Origin of the sequence: Epilithonimonas hominis (genome assembly GCF_003730015.1) — a bacterium.
Taxonomy (GTDB): Bacteria; Bacteroidota; Bacteroidia; order Flavobacteriales; family Weeksellaceae; genus Epilithonimonas; species Epilithonimonas hominis.
In genome coordinates this window covers 157,716-171,460 of record NZ_RJTU01000013.1, presented here as the reverse complement: position 1 = coordinate 171,460, position 13,745 = coordinate 157,716, and the positions used below count along the sequence as shown (strand labels likewise).

Here is a 13,745-nt window from a genome sequence, read left to right as displayed (position 1 = left end):
TTAATAATGCACTACGAGTAAAATAAGTATTTTGGTTGAGAGTTTCATTGTAATTTAGTAGATATTTGACAAAGATAGAACTTGTTTTCAGGTATGCAGAGAAATCACTAATGAACATAAGTTTTAAAAAATAGTTGTTACAGAGTATAACATTTATTTTGTTTGTTGATTTTTTTTAAAATCGTACTTAGACTGTTTTGCAATTGATGATTTTTTATAAAAGAATACTTTGAACTTCCTGAATGGAATCCGTTTCTTTGTCTTTTTAATAGCAATTATTATTTCAAATCAGAATACAATGTTAGAAGGAAAAAAATTCAAACTAATCAATCTTTATCGTCATACTGCTCTGGTAGAAGCTATTTCATATTTGATTTTGTTGCTGATTGCAATGCCTTTGAAGTACATTTTTGATATTCCGGAAGCTGTCAAATATATGGGTTGGGTACACGGTTGGCTGTTTGTCTTCTATTTTGCGGTTCTGATTGCTGCAGCTTTCAAATACCGTTGGAGTGTTTTAAGAATTATTTATTATTTGATAGGTTCAGTTGTTCCTTTTCTTCCTTTTGTATTTGATAAGAAACTGAAGCGAGAATCTTTGACTGCTTAAACATAAACAAAAACGGAGCCTTTCGGACTCCGTTTTTTATGAATTATTGTTTTTTATAAAGTCATTAAATCACACTCAAAAAAGCCATTGTATCTATATTATCCGCATAAGTATCCAACGACGGATTTTGCGTTTCTCCAAAACCGATGGATTCTAATCCCAATTCTGGTTTTGCAACAACAGTTTGGATTTCGTCTTTGTTGGTGTCCAAAAATTGCTTCACTTCTTCCAAGGTTTCATAACGTGAAAAATTAATCACAGACAACGGGCTGAACAATTTCTCATCTTCCTTCAGCATCACAAAATTATTATCCCAGAATAGATCCTGATTTAAAAGATATATTGCTCTGTTATAATCATAATTATTGGCGTATTTATTATGATTGATAATATCTTTATAATTGATGAAATTCTCAAACAATCTATCCAATTTCATATCATTAGGAATCAGAATTCGGGTTACATTTCTGCATCCTAATCCATAATATCGGAAAATATCATCGGCTAACAATTGTAATTCTTCATCGGTTTCATCGCCTTTCAAAACAGCGACAGAAGTTCTGTTTTTTCTAATGATACTTAAGTTATCTTTGAAATAATACTCCAGATATCTGGCTGTGTTATTACTTCCGGTTGCAATCACAGCATCAAAGTTTACCAGCTTCTCCACAATCTGATATTCAATTTTATTATTAGAAAATTCATTCCATAATTCTAACAAAAAAGGCAAAACCAATCGGTCTTTTGAAGATAATTTGATGACAGGAATATGGTTACTCAACACTACCGAAATAATATCGTGAAAACCAACCAACGGGATATTCCCGGCCAATATGAGCCCTACTCTTTTGGATGAATTTGATAATGGATATTTGGAAAGCCAGTTTTCAATATTGTCTTTTGTAAAGAGACTTGCCCATTGTTCCAAATTGAATCTTTGATTCTCTTGTGTAAACCAAGGGTTTTCGATTTCGGAACGCGTCATGAGATAAGCCAGGCGTTCTTCTTTTTCATTATAATTATCATCATTTTTTGAAAAAAATTCGATAATGAATTGACCTAATCTTTCAAGTCCCAAAATTTTGTTTTCGTTCAGCATAGCTGGCTTTTTTTTTGTAATTTTGTGCAAAAATATAAATAAATATAGCAATGGCTATCAAGATAACAGACGAATGTATTAATTGTGGCGCTTGTGAACCGGAATGTCCAAACAACGCTATTTATGAAGGAGCCGTAGACTGGAAAGCATCAGAAGGAACAGCCCTGAAAGGAATGGTGGTTTTGTCATCCGGTCTTTCCGTGAATGCAGATGCCGCTCAGGAACCCGTTAGCGATGATTATTATTTTATAGTTACAGATAAATGTACGGAATGCAAAGGTTTTCACGAAGAACCACAGTGTGCCGCGGTGTGCCCTGTAGACTGCTGTGTGCCAGATGAAGATCATGTAGAATCTGAAGATCAGTTACTAGCCAAGAAAGCATTTCTTCACAACGAGTAATTCTGCTGCTGACCAATTGCAATTGGCTTTAAGCTAAAGAATTTTCACCTAAATCCTAACACCAAATTACTTACCATAAATGAAAAAACATAATTTTAGTGCAGGTCCAAGTATTCTTCCTCAGGAAGTTTTTCAGAAAGCTGCGGAAGCTATCCTTGATTTCAACGGAATGGGATTATCCATTCTTGAGACATCGCACAGAAGCAAAGAATTCGTAGCAGTAATGGATGAAGCGAGGGCAATTGTAAAAAGATTGATGAATCTGGGCGACGATTATGAAGTTCTTTATCTTCAGGGTGGCGCAAGCCTTCAGTTTTTGATGGTTCCTTTCAATCTTCTTAAAACTGATGGTATAGCTGCTTATACAGATACTGGAACGTGGGCCTCTGGCGCTATAAAGGAAGCTAAGAAATTAGGAAATGTAGATGTCGTAGCTTCTTCAAAAGAAGCAAATTACAATTTTATTCCAAAAGATTATACTGTAGGATTAGAATATGATTATTTCCACTGTACATCCAACAATACGATTTTCGGAACTCAGATGAAAGAATTTCCTAAAGTGGATGCGCTGATGGTTTGCGACATGTCATCCGACATTTTCAGCAGACAAATTGATTTTTCGCAGTTTGACCTTATCTATGCCGGTGCGCAGAAAAATATGGGTCCTGCAGGAGCAACACTGGTAGTCGTGAAGAAATCGATTCTCGGAAAAACGGGAAGAAATATCCCTACCTATTTGGATTATTCTGTTCATATTGATAAAGAATCTATGTCCAATACACCTCCGGTTTTTGCTGTTTATGCATCTTATCTTACATTGAAACATCTGGAAGAAAATGGAGGAATAGCAGCTGCTGAGAAAAAAAATAATGAAAAAGCCAAATTGCTTTATGATGAAATCGACAGAAATCCAAACTTCCAGGGTGTAGCGGCGGTTGAAGACCGTTCTTTTATGAATGTGACATTCACGCTAACCGATGAATCCAAAAAAGAAGCTTTTGACACCGCGTGGAAAGCTGCAGGAATCAGCGGCATTAATGGTCACAGAAGTGTTGGCGGTTACAGAGCAAGTATCTATAATGCAATGCCAATAGAAAGTGTACAGGCCTTGGTAGATGTAATGAAAAGTTTATAAGTTTACTTCTATAAGTAAAAACGTCCTCAGGTAATTGAGGACGTTTTTTGTTAATGTAATGTTAATCACAAGAAAAAATCGTATCTTAGCGAACCTTGAATTTTAACTCAAACAAGTCGAGGAAAGTCAATAACTAAAAGATTTTTGAATTAAACAATGATTGTATTAGCAAATGATGGAATCTCCGAAAAGGGAATTCAACTTTTGAAAGAAGCTGATATTACGGTTTTGGATGCCAGAGTTTCTGCCGAACATCTGAGCAATTTCATTAATGAAAATAATGTAGATGTTCTACTTGTAAGAAGTGCTACGCAAGTCAGAAAAAATCTGATTGATGAATGTCCTAATCTAAAAATCATAGGACGAGGTGGTGTTGGTATGGATAATATAGATGTAGATTATGCCATTGATAAAGGTATTTATATCATAAACACTCCGAAAGCTTCTTGTAAATCCGTGGCGGAATTGGTTTTTGCTCATTTCTTTTCATTAGCAAGATTTCTCCACGAAAGTAACAGACTAATGCCCCTGGAAGGCGATACCAAATTCAACACTTTAAAGAAATCTTTTAATAATGCTACAGAACTCTCCGGCAAAACATTAGGTGTCATAGGAATGGGTAATATAGGTCTGGAAGTGATAAAAATAGGAATCTCCTTAGGGATGTCTATCGTAGCTTATAACAGAACTCCAAAAACCGAAAATGTAAAAATTTCTTTCTTCGATGGACAATCTTTGCATTTCGAAATTAAATCCGTAAATTTAGATGAGGTTTTAAAAAAATCTGATTTTATAAGTATCAATATATCTAATACAGAAGAATATTTTATTGATAACGAACAGATTGTTATGATGAAAGAAGGAGTTTTTATTGCCAATACTGCAAGAGGTGGAGTCCTGAATGAAGTAGCCCTTATTGATGCTATCGAAAGAGGCAAAGTTGCGGGTGCTGCACTGGATGTTTTTGAAAATGAACCCAATCCGGAAATAGAAATACTTATGAATCCTGCATTGTCATTATCTCCACATATTGGAGGTAATACACTGGAAGCTCAGAACAGAATAGCTGAGGAACTTGCAGAGCAGATAATTAAAATAAAAGACGAACTATAATATATGCCAGTATTTAAACCATTTAGAGGAATCAGACCTAATACTGATTTTATTGATGTTTTTCCTACTTATTCTTTAGATAATTTCACTCAAGAAGAAATCAATAAAAAAGCTCAAGTAGATGATTCTTATGTACAGATGATAAAACCTGCTGTTGTAAGCAAATCTAAAGATGTAGACAGGAATCTCCGGAAGATAAGATCTAATTTTGAAGAACTTCTCCAGGACAAGAAACTGATACAGGATGATTCTGCATATTATTTATATGAACAAATTTTACCAAATAAAACTAGTTTCCGTGGTTTAATGGGTCTCGTGAGTGTAGACGATTTTTGGGATGGAAAAATAAAAAAGCACGAATCTACCATCACAGAAAGAAGAATGAAAATGGCCCACTATCTTGAAAAAGTTGGCGTGCAAGCGGAGCCGGTTCTCCTAACTTACCATTCTAATTCCAAGGTGGAACTCCTGATGAATCACGAACAGAAAAATGTCCCAATCATCAACTATACAGATGATAAAGGGGTGAGACATAAAATCTGGAAAATAGATAACCGACTTAAGCTTCAGCAGTTTAAAGAAGTTTTAGATCCTATTGATTCTTTTTATATTGCAGACGGACATCACAGAATTGGTTCGGTAGCAGAATATGCAAAAAAGCAAAGAGATAAGTATAAAAAATCTCACGGAACAGAACATTATAATTTTGTTTATAGTTTTATTGTTTCTAATCAATCCATAAAAATTAATGACTATAATAGATTATTGAAGGATCTAAATAATCTTACCGAAGAAGAATTCCTGCATAGACTAAATGATTATTTTCAGATTCACGATAAAGGCGAATCACCATATTATCCTTCTCAGAAATTTCATATTAGTATGTATCTAAGCGGAAAATTCTACAGCCTCCATGTGAAGCACAGCATCCGTGAAGAACATAAAAATGACAATGACTTGGATCATCACCTGGTAAACAAATATATTTTTGAAAATATTCTTGGAATTGAAAATGCCAAACATACTGATAAGATTATTTATCAGAAAGGTACTTCAGATATCAAAGGTATTATCGAACTGAAAGAAAAAGTGGATAGCGGAGAATATAAAGTTGCTTTCGGAATATATCCTATAAGCTTTACAGATCTTCTAAAAATATCTGACAAAGAAATCAAAATGCCGCCTAAGTGTACATTGATTGAGCCAAAATTAATCACAGCTTTAATGATGTACGATATGAAATAAACTTATAGTGGAACTATTGTACACATACTAATCTCTTTTTTTTATTTTAGTTATTGAAATTGTGTCACTTATAATTTATACAGCAATTAAAATTGATTAAAGATAATTAATTAACCAGAGTTAATTATTATTTCTATCTTTACTCTTCAAAACACAAAGGATAGATTAAACTTATAATCATAATATGTATCCGAGAGAATATATTAATTGTGACCAAGAACCGATACATATTTGTGGAGAAGTCCAAGAGTATGGTTATCTATTGGGTTCGCAAGACTCTAAGATCACTTTTTATAGTGGGAATATCTTAGATTTTTTTTCTGTAGATTCTGATTTTCTTTTGGGGAAAGATATCCGTGTACTTTTCGCACACTTCGATATTGATGTTAATTGGAATAACTTTTCGGATAACGAAATACTTGCAATACAACATATTACTTTTAAAAATCAAGAATATACTTTAAGTATTCATACTCATAAAGGTTGGACTTTTTTCGAGATAGAGAAAGTAATGCCCAATCATAAGATTAATAAAGAATACGCAGCCATACAAAATATACTCAGAAATTCTAATGAAAAGAATATCTGGCAAATTTTATTGCACGAAGTCCAACAAATTATTGATTTTGACCGTGTTATGATTTATCAGTTTTTGTATGACGGAAGCGGAAATGTGATTGAAGAACTTGTTAAACCGAATCTTGAGAGTTATCTCGATTTACACTACCCAGAATCTGACATTCCTGCGCAGGCCAGAGCTTTATACCTTAAAAACCCGGTGAGAATAACATCGCATGTTTCCGGAAAAACTTATCCTATTTTCGGTGTCATCCCAAAAGAAGAAATTGATCTTACATATTCTGTAACTCGTGCTTCATCTCCTATTCATATCCAATATCTAAAAAATGCTCAGGTTGAAGCTAGTTTTAGTACATCAATTATTGTTAACGGAGAACTCTGGGGAATGGTTGCATGCCAAAATTCTGAGCCAAAACATCTTGATTTACAATCCAGATTACTTGTCGAAACGCTTACCAGAGCTTCCGCAAATGCTTTTGCTTCTTACAGATCTCTTGAAACATTGCAAGAATATCAGAAAATTAACCTTAATAATATTAGTCTACGTCAGAATTTATTGAATGATGATAGTTTCGATAAAGCGTTAGAAAATAATATCAATGATATTATGAATACTTGTAACGCAGATGGAATTATCATAAAAATTAATGACGAAATCCTGACAGCAGGTAATACCCCGGATAATACAGATATTGAAAAGATTATAAACTGGAGCAAGGAAAACTTTCATAATTTCCAGGAAAATATTTATATTTCCAACACCTTTTGCAGTACTCTGACAAATCTTGAAAATTCTGAAACCAGCTGCGGGATTATTATCAGCGAATTATGTAACAACACTTCCGACATGCTCATTTGGCTTAGAAAAGAACAAGGTTATAAAATAAAATGGGCAGGAAAACCCGAAAAACAGACAACTTCAGAAATAAAAGACGGCGTTGAAATCATTAAATTCTCACCCAGAAAATCATTTGAAGTGTGGAAAGAATATGTAAAAGGAACTTCATTACCGTGGAAAATTAAAGAAATTGAGTCAGCAAAATGGATAACATCAGTTATTCTAAAAGCTTCACATACTAAATCTTCTCAGATACAAGACCTCAATAATCAATTAAAGGAACTAAATGCAGAGCTAGATTCTTTCTCTCACACCATTTCTCACGATCTTAATACACCACTTACCGTCATAAAACTAAATGCGCAGCTTGCAAAAAGACTGCCTAGTTCTGAAAATGTCAGCAAGGCTTTGGATAATATCACCAACCAAGTTGATACGATGAGTGAAATGATCCTGAACGTTTTGGAACTGAGTAAGATTAAGAAATCTGAAATAAAACTGAAAAGTATTCAGGTAGACTCTTTGATAACAAAAGTTGTAGAAGACTCAAAAATCAGCTTTGAATCTCCACATACAGATATAATCATACAAAATACCCCGGAAGTTTTAGGTGACCAGACTATGGTTTATCAGGTTTTTGGCAATGTTATCGGAAATGCGGTAAAATACTCATCCAAATCCGAAAAACCCAAAGTGAAAATTGTAGGAGAAACTAATGACAATGTTGTGATTTATAAGATTACGGATAATGGAATCGGAATAGATCAGGAAGAATCCAAAAAAATGTTCAAAATATTCAGTAGGATGAACAATGCTAAAGAATTTAATGGTAATGGTGTAGGACTAAGCATCGTGCATCATCTTATGGAAAAAATGGGCGGAAAAATATCTTATGAAAGCGAAAGCGGAAATGGAACCACTTTTATTTTAAAATTTCAAAAGCCCAACTATGATTTCATTAATTCTTAAAGAAGAAACAAAACAGGAGCACGATAAAACCGAAGAAAGCTTACAATCCAATAAAATATTTGACAAGTCTTATACGCTGGAAAATTATAAAAATCTTTTGATTCATAATTATTTCCTCGTCAGCAAATATGAGCCTCAAGTCAATAAATTTTTACATAAATATCCTGAATTGAAGCTAGATATACGCAGAAAAATCATGGCTATAACAACCGATCTAAACAATCTGAATGTTGATATTAATAATGATCGTATTGCCGACAATCTTGATAACGAAGCCGAAGCTTTTGGAGCGCTTTATGTGATGGAAGGATCTACTTTAGGAGGAAATGTAATTATGAAACAGCTTCGGAAAAATCCTGCGTTTGAAGATATCACATTCAATTACTTTGGGATATATGGTGATAAAACCGGGCTAATGTGGCAGGAATTCAAAGCTTTTTTAGATGAAAGAATTAGTGAAAAAGATTATGAAAGCTGCATTACCGGTGCAAGAAAAGCTTATCGGATATTAGCATAAAAAAAAAGAGCGAAGTAGTTTCGCTCTTTTTTAGTTATTTACTGATTTTCACCAGTTCTACATCGAATACCAACCAGGCATTTGGAGGAATAACACCACCGGCGCCTCTCTCTCCATAACCTAGTGCCGGAGGAATAAGTAACGTTGCGGTTTCACCTTCTTTAAGTAGCAAAATACCTTCATCCCAACCTTTGATTACCTGTCCAACACCGATAGGAATGTCAATTGGTTGACCTCTTTTGAAGGAATTGTCAAACTCATCACCATTAATTAGTTTTCCAGCATAATGTACTGCAACAGTCTGCCCAGCCTTTGCAGTTTCTCCGCTTGTGGTTTTAGTGATTTTGTAATAAAGTCCAGACGGCGTAGCCTGCATTCCGGCTTTCATATCGTTTACTAATTTTTCCTGATTTGCAGCAAACTCTCTTTCTTTTTTCAGCTTCTCTTCTTCTGCTTTTGCTAGATAAACTTTGTTATTATCCTGAATTTTCGCTTTTCCTTCAGCGAAGATTTTTGCAGCATCATAATGTTTGTAAGCATCACCTTTACCGAAGATTGCTACTTTTTTTAACACAACATCAGTCTTTGGCTTGTCCTGAGCGCCTTTTTCTACGTTAGCGATAGAATCAATCGTTGCTGTACTACCAACCACTTTACCAAAAATTGTATGTCTTCCGTCCAACCAAGGTGTTGCAACTTCTGTAATAAAGAACTGAGAACCGTTGGTGTTAGGTCCAGAATTCGCCATAGATAAAATCCCTTTTCCATTGTGCTGAAGGTCATTTTTCTCATCAGCAAATTTATATCCAGGATCTCCCATACCAGTTCCTTGTGGATCTCCACCTTGGATCATAAAATCTTTGATCACTCTGTGGAAGATAGTTCCATCGTAGAAAGGTTCTCCTTTTTTCTTAGATTTGTTCTCGATCTTACCTTCTGCAAGACCAACAAAATTTGCAACAGTTACCGGAGATTTTTCATCTTCGAATTTTACAAGGATTTCACCTTTGCTTGTTTCAAAATTACCGTAAAGCCCGTCTGGCAAGCTTTTATAAACTTCTTTGTCTATTTCCAATGTTTTACAATTTAATAGTGTTAATAATGTTATAGAAAGTGCTATAATTTTCTTCATAGTTTTATAATATCGTTGTTATAAGACTTTTACCTTAATGATTAAAGGCATATCGTTGGTTATTTTTTTGTTGTCGCCATAGGTTCCGTAAGCTAAAACTGAAGGTACTAAAATTTCTGCTTCCTCGCCTTTTTTCAGATATCGGATGACATCTTCCACTGCATCCATTTCTACAAAATGGCCAAATTCTACGTTGTTATTTTGGATTGGCATAATGTACAGTTTAGTTCTATCAAAATCATAGATGTCATACTGATAGGAAACTTTGTCACCATTATTTTTACGAGGTTGTTTCTCAAGTCCTTCCACATTTACCCAATAGTTCATTCCCATTGGATAATATTTTACATCCTGAGCTTTGATCCAGTCTTCAATCTGAGCTCTTTCCAAAGTATTTAGTTCTTTGTTTCTTTTTTTTGAAACTTCCATTTCGCTTTCAGACATGTACTGATCTTCTGAATGCTGGGAAAGGGTCTGTTTTGCGCACGATGTTGCTAATGCCAGAACGGAGATGTAAAATAATTGTTTCATTTTTCAATATTGTTCTTTGAAATCCCTCAAAAAACTGTGGCAAAATTAAGAATTTTTGAAGACTTAATCAGTATTAAAACAAAAACCGGAAAATTAATTCCGGTTTTCACTTTTTCAATTTACTTTTTATTTAATTCTATACACTGTATACATTTTCTTCAACCAAATATCTCCAGCCAAAAGGATCTTCAGATTTATTAGTCTGGATATTGACAAGATCTGCCTTCAACTGCGCTGCAAAACTCTCTTCATCAGAAAGTTTAGGTAGAGTCAGGTGTTCGCCTTGGTAACCTAAAGCCTCAAAGATGCTTGTAACAACGGCTGTTCCTACGCCCCAAACTTCTTTCAAAGTTCCGTTTTTCTGAGCCTCGATAACATCAGAGACTTTAACATCGTCAATAACAACTTCAATTCCTCTTTTTTTAGCCAATTGGATAAAACTATCTCTGGTGACACCATCCAAAATTTTGTCTGATGTTTTAGGCGTATAGATAGTATCGTTGATTCTAACAAAAACGTTCATTGTTCCACTTTCTTCAAAATACTCGTGAGAACAATCGTCTGTCCAAATGATTTGCTCATAACCTTCTTCTATAGCCAATTGTGTTGGATAGAAAGACGCAGCATAGTTACCAGCAGCTTTTGTAGCACCTACACCTCCACTTGCCGCTCTGGAATAATGATCTGCGATTTTCACGGATACTGGAGCAGTATAATAGCTTTTTGCTGGTGTTGCTACAATGGCAAACATATATTTTTCAGAGATTCTAGCTTTAAGCGCTTCTTCTGTTGCGAATAATAATGGTCTAATATAAAGAGATGTTCCCTCTCCTTGCGGAATCCAATCTCTATCGATATCAACTAAGGCCTTCAGTCCTTCCATAAAGATCTCTTCGGAAATCTCAGGAATTGCCAATCTTTTTGCGGATTTGTTAATCCTTTGAAAGTTCTTTTCTGGACGAAAAAGGAATACTTGACCGTCGTTATCTTTATAAGCCTTCATACCCTCAAAACAAGCTTGCCCATAGTTCACCCCCATCATTGCTGGGGTAAAACCGATAGGGCCATATGGAATAAGTTGCACATCCCCCCATTTTCCATTCTCATACTCGCAAATAATCATATGATCTATGAAAGTGTTACCAAATGCGAAATTATTAGGATCGAAAGTTGAAATTCTTGGATTAGTAGATTTTTGAATTATCATTTTTTAATTTTTTGTTGAGGTATTACAAATATATAATAATTTTTTAATAATCAAAATTTATGTTAAATTTGAAAAAAAATACTTTGAAAAGAGAACTAATTAGCACAAATGATGGTAGTAAAACTTTATTAATCAATGGATTAGAAGAAACTTATCATTCTAAACATGGCGCTTTGCAAGAAGCGAATCACGTATTTATCAAAAATGGACTAGATTTAATAAATAGTTACGAAATTAATATTTTAGAGTTAGGTTTTGGAACAGGTCTTAACGTTTTGGTAACATTTGATGCGTATTTTCGAAATGATAAAAATCATAAAATTAATTATTATGGGGTTGAAAAATATCCAATTTTTTTTCATGAGGCATCAGAATTGTCTTATTCTGAATTATTTCCGAACCCAATTGTTAAAGATTTGTCTCTGAAAATCCATGAAACCGAATGGGAAAAATTAGTTGAATTGGATTCTAATTTCAATCTTAAGAAAATTAAAGATGATTTCTTTAACATAAAGAATATGGACTTGCCTCCTATCGATTTGGTTTACTTCGATTGTTTTGGAGCAAGAGTTCAGCCTGATCTTTGGGAAAAGGAAATATTTGAAGTCGTAGCCTCTAAAATGAAAACTGGTGGGTTGCTAACCACTTACTCATCGAAAGGAACTATGCGAAGAGCCTTGATAGAATTAGGTTTCGAAGTCGAGAAAAGACAAGGCCCTCCGGGGAAAAGAGAAATGTTGATTGCTTGGAAAAAATAATTTTGCTAATTTAGACACTGCAAATCACAATATATGATAGACAAAATCAACATTCGTGTGTATGCACTTTGTATAAAAGACAACAAAGTTCTTGCACTTCACGAAGAATACGCCGGCGACCATCTTCTTAAATTACCTGGCGGAGGATTGGAATTCGGGGAAAGTACTTTAGAATGTCTAAAAAGAGAATTCCAAGAAGAACTTAATCTTGAAATTGAAATTAAAGATCATTTTTACACGCAAGACGATTTTCTGGTTTCCAGATTCCGAGAGAATGAACAATTAATTACTATTTATTATTTGGCTGAAATCTTAAATGAAGAAGATTTATTAATCTTAGATCCTTGCATCGAAAAGACAGAATGGATTCCGCTGGAAGGAGAAAATCCGTTTCCATTACCAATCGACAAACGCGTTTTTGATATAGCAAAACAAAAATTCCTGAATTAAGATTCAGGAATTTTTTATTTAAAATGATTAAATATTCCAAAGCAAATCTTCATATTTTTTCAGAATAATTTCTGAAGAAAAACGAGATTTTATCGAGACTTTGATATTATCTTTATCATCACTCCTATGAACAGAATGTTTTATTTTCTCGGCAAAATCATCATAATTTTCGATATTGGAGATTTCGCCATTCACTTGATCTATAATAATCTCATCAATCCCACCAGGACAATTATTAGCTAAAGAATAAACACCGCAAGTTCCAGCTTCCAGAAGCACATTAGGGAAACCTTCATATCTTGAAGACAAAATGAAAAGATCAGCAAATTTTAAATACTGATAAGGATTGTTTTTCTTACCGTGAAAAATGACGTGTTCTAATCCAAGCATTTCTTTCATCTGCAAAAGCATTTCTTTGTCTTTTCCATCACCAAGAATATGAAGTAAAATATTCTGGTTTTTAAGTCTAGAAAATACTTTCAGAAGATTATCAAAGCCTTTTCTAGCAGATAAATTCCCAATAGCAACTACATTTTTATGCTGATGAGAAAATTCCACCGGTCGTTCTGATTCCTTCAATTTCTCCTCTATAAAATTGATATCAACCGGATTATTAATTTTTAATAGTTTATTCTTCTTAATTCCAAAATTTTTGATTAGATCCACTTCCATATCATTACTTTGAGCAATGATTTTATCGTAATTATTGTAAAATTTATAGAAAAATTTAATTTCTTTTCTTGTAACGTGTTGAGAAACAACATTGGTTTCTCTTGCAATGAATTTAGTTTTTGGGAAAAGCTTGATGAATAATGACAAATAAGCATTCACTTCACCAAATCCGGAAAACACAATATCTGGTTTTCTTCGTTTGATTTCGAGAAGAATTGGTTTTAAAGAATTTCTGATCCTTGGCGTTTGGATATCAATGATTTCTACATCTGGCTTCAACAAATCAAGATAAGCACCTTCTTTCCTTAATAAAAGAATAGCAGGTGAAAATCGGTCTCTTGGAAGATGGTTTGCGATGGTTGTAACAATGCGTTCTGCTCCTCCAGTTTCCAAATCAGGCAATATGAAAATGATTGATTTTTTCATAACTCAAAATTACAAAACCGTAATGGGAAATCCTATAAATAAAAAATGCCGAAACAAGTCCGA

14 protein-coding genes are annotated in these 13,745 nt (G+C 33.9%); 9 read left to right on the top strand and 5 right to left on the bottom strand.

The features are described from left to right. The first annotated feature begins 298 nt into the window (after positions 1 to 298). Entirely contained in the window at positions 299 to 610 is a 312-nt protein-coding gene (locus tag EGH73_RS02045) for a DUF3817 domain-containing protein (RefSeq protein WP_123280453.1), read from the top strand. A 64-nt stretch (positions 611 to 674) separates the two neighbouring features. Here the strand turns inward: EGH73_RS02045 and EGH73_RS02040 are convergent, their stop codons facing one another. Next, entirely contained in the window at positions 675 to 1,709 is a 1,035-nt protein-coding gene (locus tag EGH73_RS02040) for an acyl-CoA reductase (RefSeq protein ID WP_123280441.1), read from the bottom strand. 50 nt (positions 1,710 to 1,759) lie between these two features. On the opposite strand from EGH73_RS02040, the gene EGH73_RS02035 reads away from it, so the two are divergent. The 6 genes from EGH73_RS02035 to EGH73_RS02010 all read left to right on the top strand — a co-directional run bounded on the left by EGH73_RS02035 (position 1,760) and on the right by EGH73_RS02010 (position 8,506). Continuing rightward, on the top strand, positions 1,760 to 2,110 hold the full coding sequence (locus EGH73_RS02035; RefSeq protein WP_089769184.1) for a 4Fe-4S binding protein: 351 nt from the start codon (positions 1,760 to 1,762) through the stop codon (positions 2,108 to 2,110). A 79-nt stretch (positions 2,111 to 2,189) separates the two neighbouring features. Continuing rightward, positions 2,190 to 3,245 (top strand): 3-phosphoserine/phosphohydroxythreonine transaminase, encoded by a 1,056-nt coding sequence (serC, locus tag EGH73_RS02030; protein ID WP_123280440.1) that lies wholly within the window; start codon positions 2,190 to 2,192, stop codon positions 3,243 to 3,245. A 156-nt stretch (positions 3,246 to 3,401) separates the two neighbouring features. Further along, the gene (locus EGH73_RS02025; protein WP_123280439.1) at positions 3,402 to 4,358 is read left to right on the top strand and encodes a D-2-hydroxyacid dehydrogenase; all 957 of its coding nucleotides are present in this window, start codon (positions 3,402 to 3,404) and stop codon (positions 4,356 to 4,358) included. A gap of 3 nt (positions 4,359 to 4,361) precedes the next feature. Continuing rightward, positions 4,362 to 5,603 (top strand): DUF1015 domain-containing protein, encoded by a 1,242-nt coding sequence (locus EGH73_RS02020; RefSeq protein WP_123280438.1) that lies wholly within the window; start codon positions 4,362 to 4,364, stop codon positions 5,601 to 5,603. 184 nt (positions 5,604 to 5,787) lie between these two features. Beyond that, entirely contained in the window at positions 5,788 to 7,989 is a 2,202-nt protein-coding gene (locus EGH73_RS02015; protein ID WP_123280437.1) for an ATP-binding protein, read from the top strand. Next, positions 7,970 to 8,506, top strand: a complete 537-nt coding sequence (locus EGH73_RS02010) for a biliverdin-producing heme oxygenase (RefSeq protein ID WP_123280436.1) — start codon at positions 7,970 to 7,972, stop codon at positions 8,504 to 8,506. Before EGH73_RS02015 ends, EGH73_RS02010 begins: the two co-directional genes overlap by 20 nt. Before the next feature lie 34 nt (positions 8,507 to 8,540). Here the strand turns inward: EGH73_RS02010 and EGH73_RS02005 are convergent, their stop codons facing one another. The 3 genes from EGH73_RS02005 to EGH73_RS01995 form a co-directional block, all read right to left on the bottom strand. Beyond that, positions 8,541 to 9,638, bottom strand: coding sequence for a peptidylprolyl isomerase (locus EGH73_RS02005; protein ID WP_123280435.1), 1,098 nt, complete (start codon positions 9,636 to 9,638; stop codon positions 8,541 to 8,543). 18 nt (positions 9,639 to 9,656) lie between these two features. After that, positions 9,657 to 10,169, bottom strand: coding sequence for an FKBP-type peptidyl-prolyl cis-trans isomerase (locus tag EGH73_RS02000; RefSeq protein WP_123280434.1), 513 nt, complete (start codon positions 10,167 to 10,169; stop codon positions 9,657 to 9,659). A gap of 136 nt (positions 10,170 to 10,305) precedes the next feature. Beyond that, positions 10,306 to 11,376: a branched-chain amino acid aminotransferase gene (locus EGH73_RS01995; protein ID WP_123280433.1), complete on the bottom strand. Its 1,071-nt coding sequence runs from the start codon at positions 11,374 to 11,376 to the stop codon at positions 10,306 to 10,308. An 83-nt stretch (positions 11,377 to 11,459) separates the two neighbouring features. Between EGH73_RS01995 and mnmD the strand changes: the two genes are divergently transcribed. Both mnmD and EGH73_RS01985 read left to right on the top strand, forming a co-directional pair. Next, the gene (mnmD, locus tag EGH73_RS01990) at positions 11,460 to 12,134 is read left to right on the top strand and encodes a tRNA (5-methylaminomethyl-2-thiouridine)(34)-methyltransferase MnmD (RefSeq protein WP_123280452.1); all 675 of its coding nucleotides are present in this window, start codon (positions 11,460 to 11,462) and stop codon (positions 12,132 to 12,134) included. A gap of 33 nt (positions 12,135 to 12,167) precedes the next feature. Next, positions 12,168 to 12,584 (top strand): NUDIX domain-containing protein, encoded by a 417-nt coding sequence (locus EGH73_RS01985; protein ID WP_123280432.1) that lies wholly within the window; start codon positions 12,168 to 12,170, stop codon positions 12,582 to 12,584. A gap of 27 nt (positions 12,585 to 12,611) precedes the next feature. Here EGH73_RS01985 and EGH73_RS01980 read toward each other — a convergent pair whose 3' ends face one another. Further along, positions 12,612 to 13,682: a glycosyltransferase gene (locus EGH73_RS01980; protein WP_089769164.1), complete on the bottom strand. Its 1,071-nt coding sequence runs from the start codon at positions 13,680 to 13,682 to the stop codon at positions 12,612 to 12,614. Positions 13,683 to 13,745: the final 63 nt, after the last annotated feature.

Excerpts from the sequence above, each read along its gene's own strand:
- EGH73_RS02045 (WP_123280453.1), top strand. The coding sequence starts at position 299 with ATGTTAGAAGGAAAAAAATTCAAACTAATCAATCTTTATCGTCATACT.
- EGH73_RS02020 (WP_123280438.1), top strand. The coding sequence starts at position 4,362 with ATGCCAGTATTTAAACCATTTAGAGGAATCAGACCTAATACTGATTTT.
- EGH73_RS01985 (WP_123280432.1), top strand. The coding sequence starts at position 12,168 with ATGATAGACAAAATCAACATTCGTGTGTATGCACTTTGTATAAAAGAC.
- EGH73_RS02025 (WP_123280439.1), top strand. The coding sequence starts at position 3,402 with ATGATTGTATTAGCAAATGATGGAATCTCCGAAAAGGGAATTCAACTT.
- EGH73_RS02000 (WP_123280434.1), bottom strand. The coding sequence starts at position 10,169 with ATGAAACAATTATTTTACATCTCCGTTCTGGCATTAGCAACATCGTGC.
- EGH73_RS02035 (WP_089769184.1), top strand. The coding sequence starts at position 1,760 with ATGGCTATCAAGATAACAGACGAATGTATTAATTGTGGCGCTTGTGAA.
- EGH73_RS02015 (WP_123280437.1), top strand. The coding sequence starts at position 5,788 with ATGTATCCGAGAGAATATATTAATTGTGACCAAGAACCGATACATATT.
- EGH73_RS01995 (WP_123280433.1), bottom strand. The coding sequence starts at position 11,376 with ATGATAATTCAAAAATCTACTAATCCAAGAATTTCAACTTTCGATCCT.
- EGH73_RS02040 (WP_123280441.1), bottom strand. The coding sequence starts at position 1,709 with ATGCTGAACGAAAACAAAATTTTGGGACTTGAAAGATTAGGTCAATTC.
- EGH73_RS01980 (WP_089769164.1), bottom strand. The coding sequence starts at position 13,682 with ATGAAAAAATCAATCATTTTCATATTGCCTGATTTGGAAACTGGAGGA.
- EGH73_RS02010 (WP_123280436.1), top strand. The coding sequence starts at position 7,970 with ATGATTTCATTAATTCTTAAAGAAGAAACAAAACAGGAGCACGATAAA.
- serC (WP_123280440.1), top strand. The coding sequence starts at position 2,190 with ATGAAAAAACATAATTTTAGTGCAGGTCCAAGTATTCTTCCTCAGGAA.
- EGH73_RS02005 (WP_123280435.1), bottom strand. The coding sequence starts at position 9,638 with ATGAAGAAAATTATAGCACTTTCTATAACATTATTAACACTATTAAAT.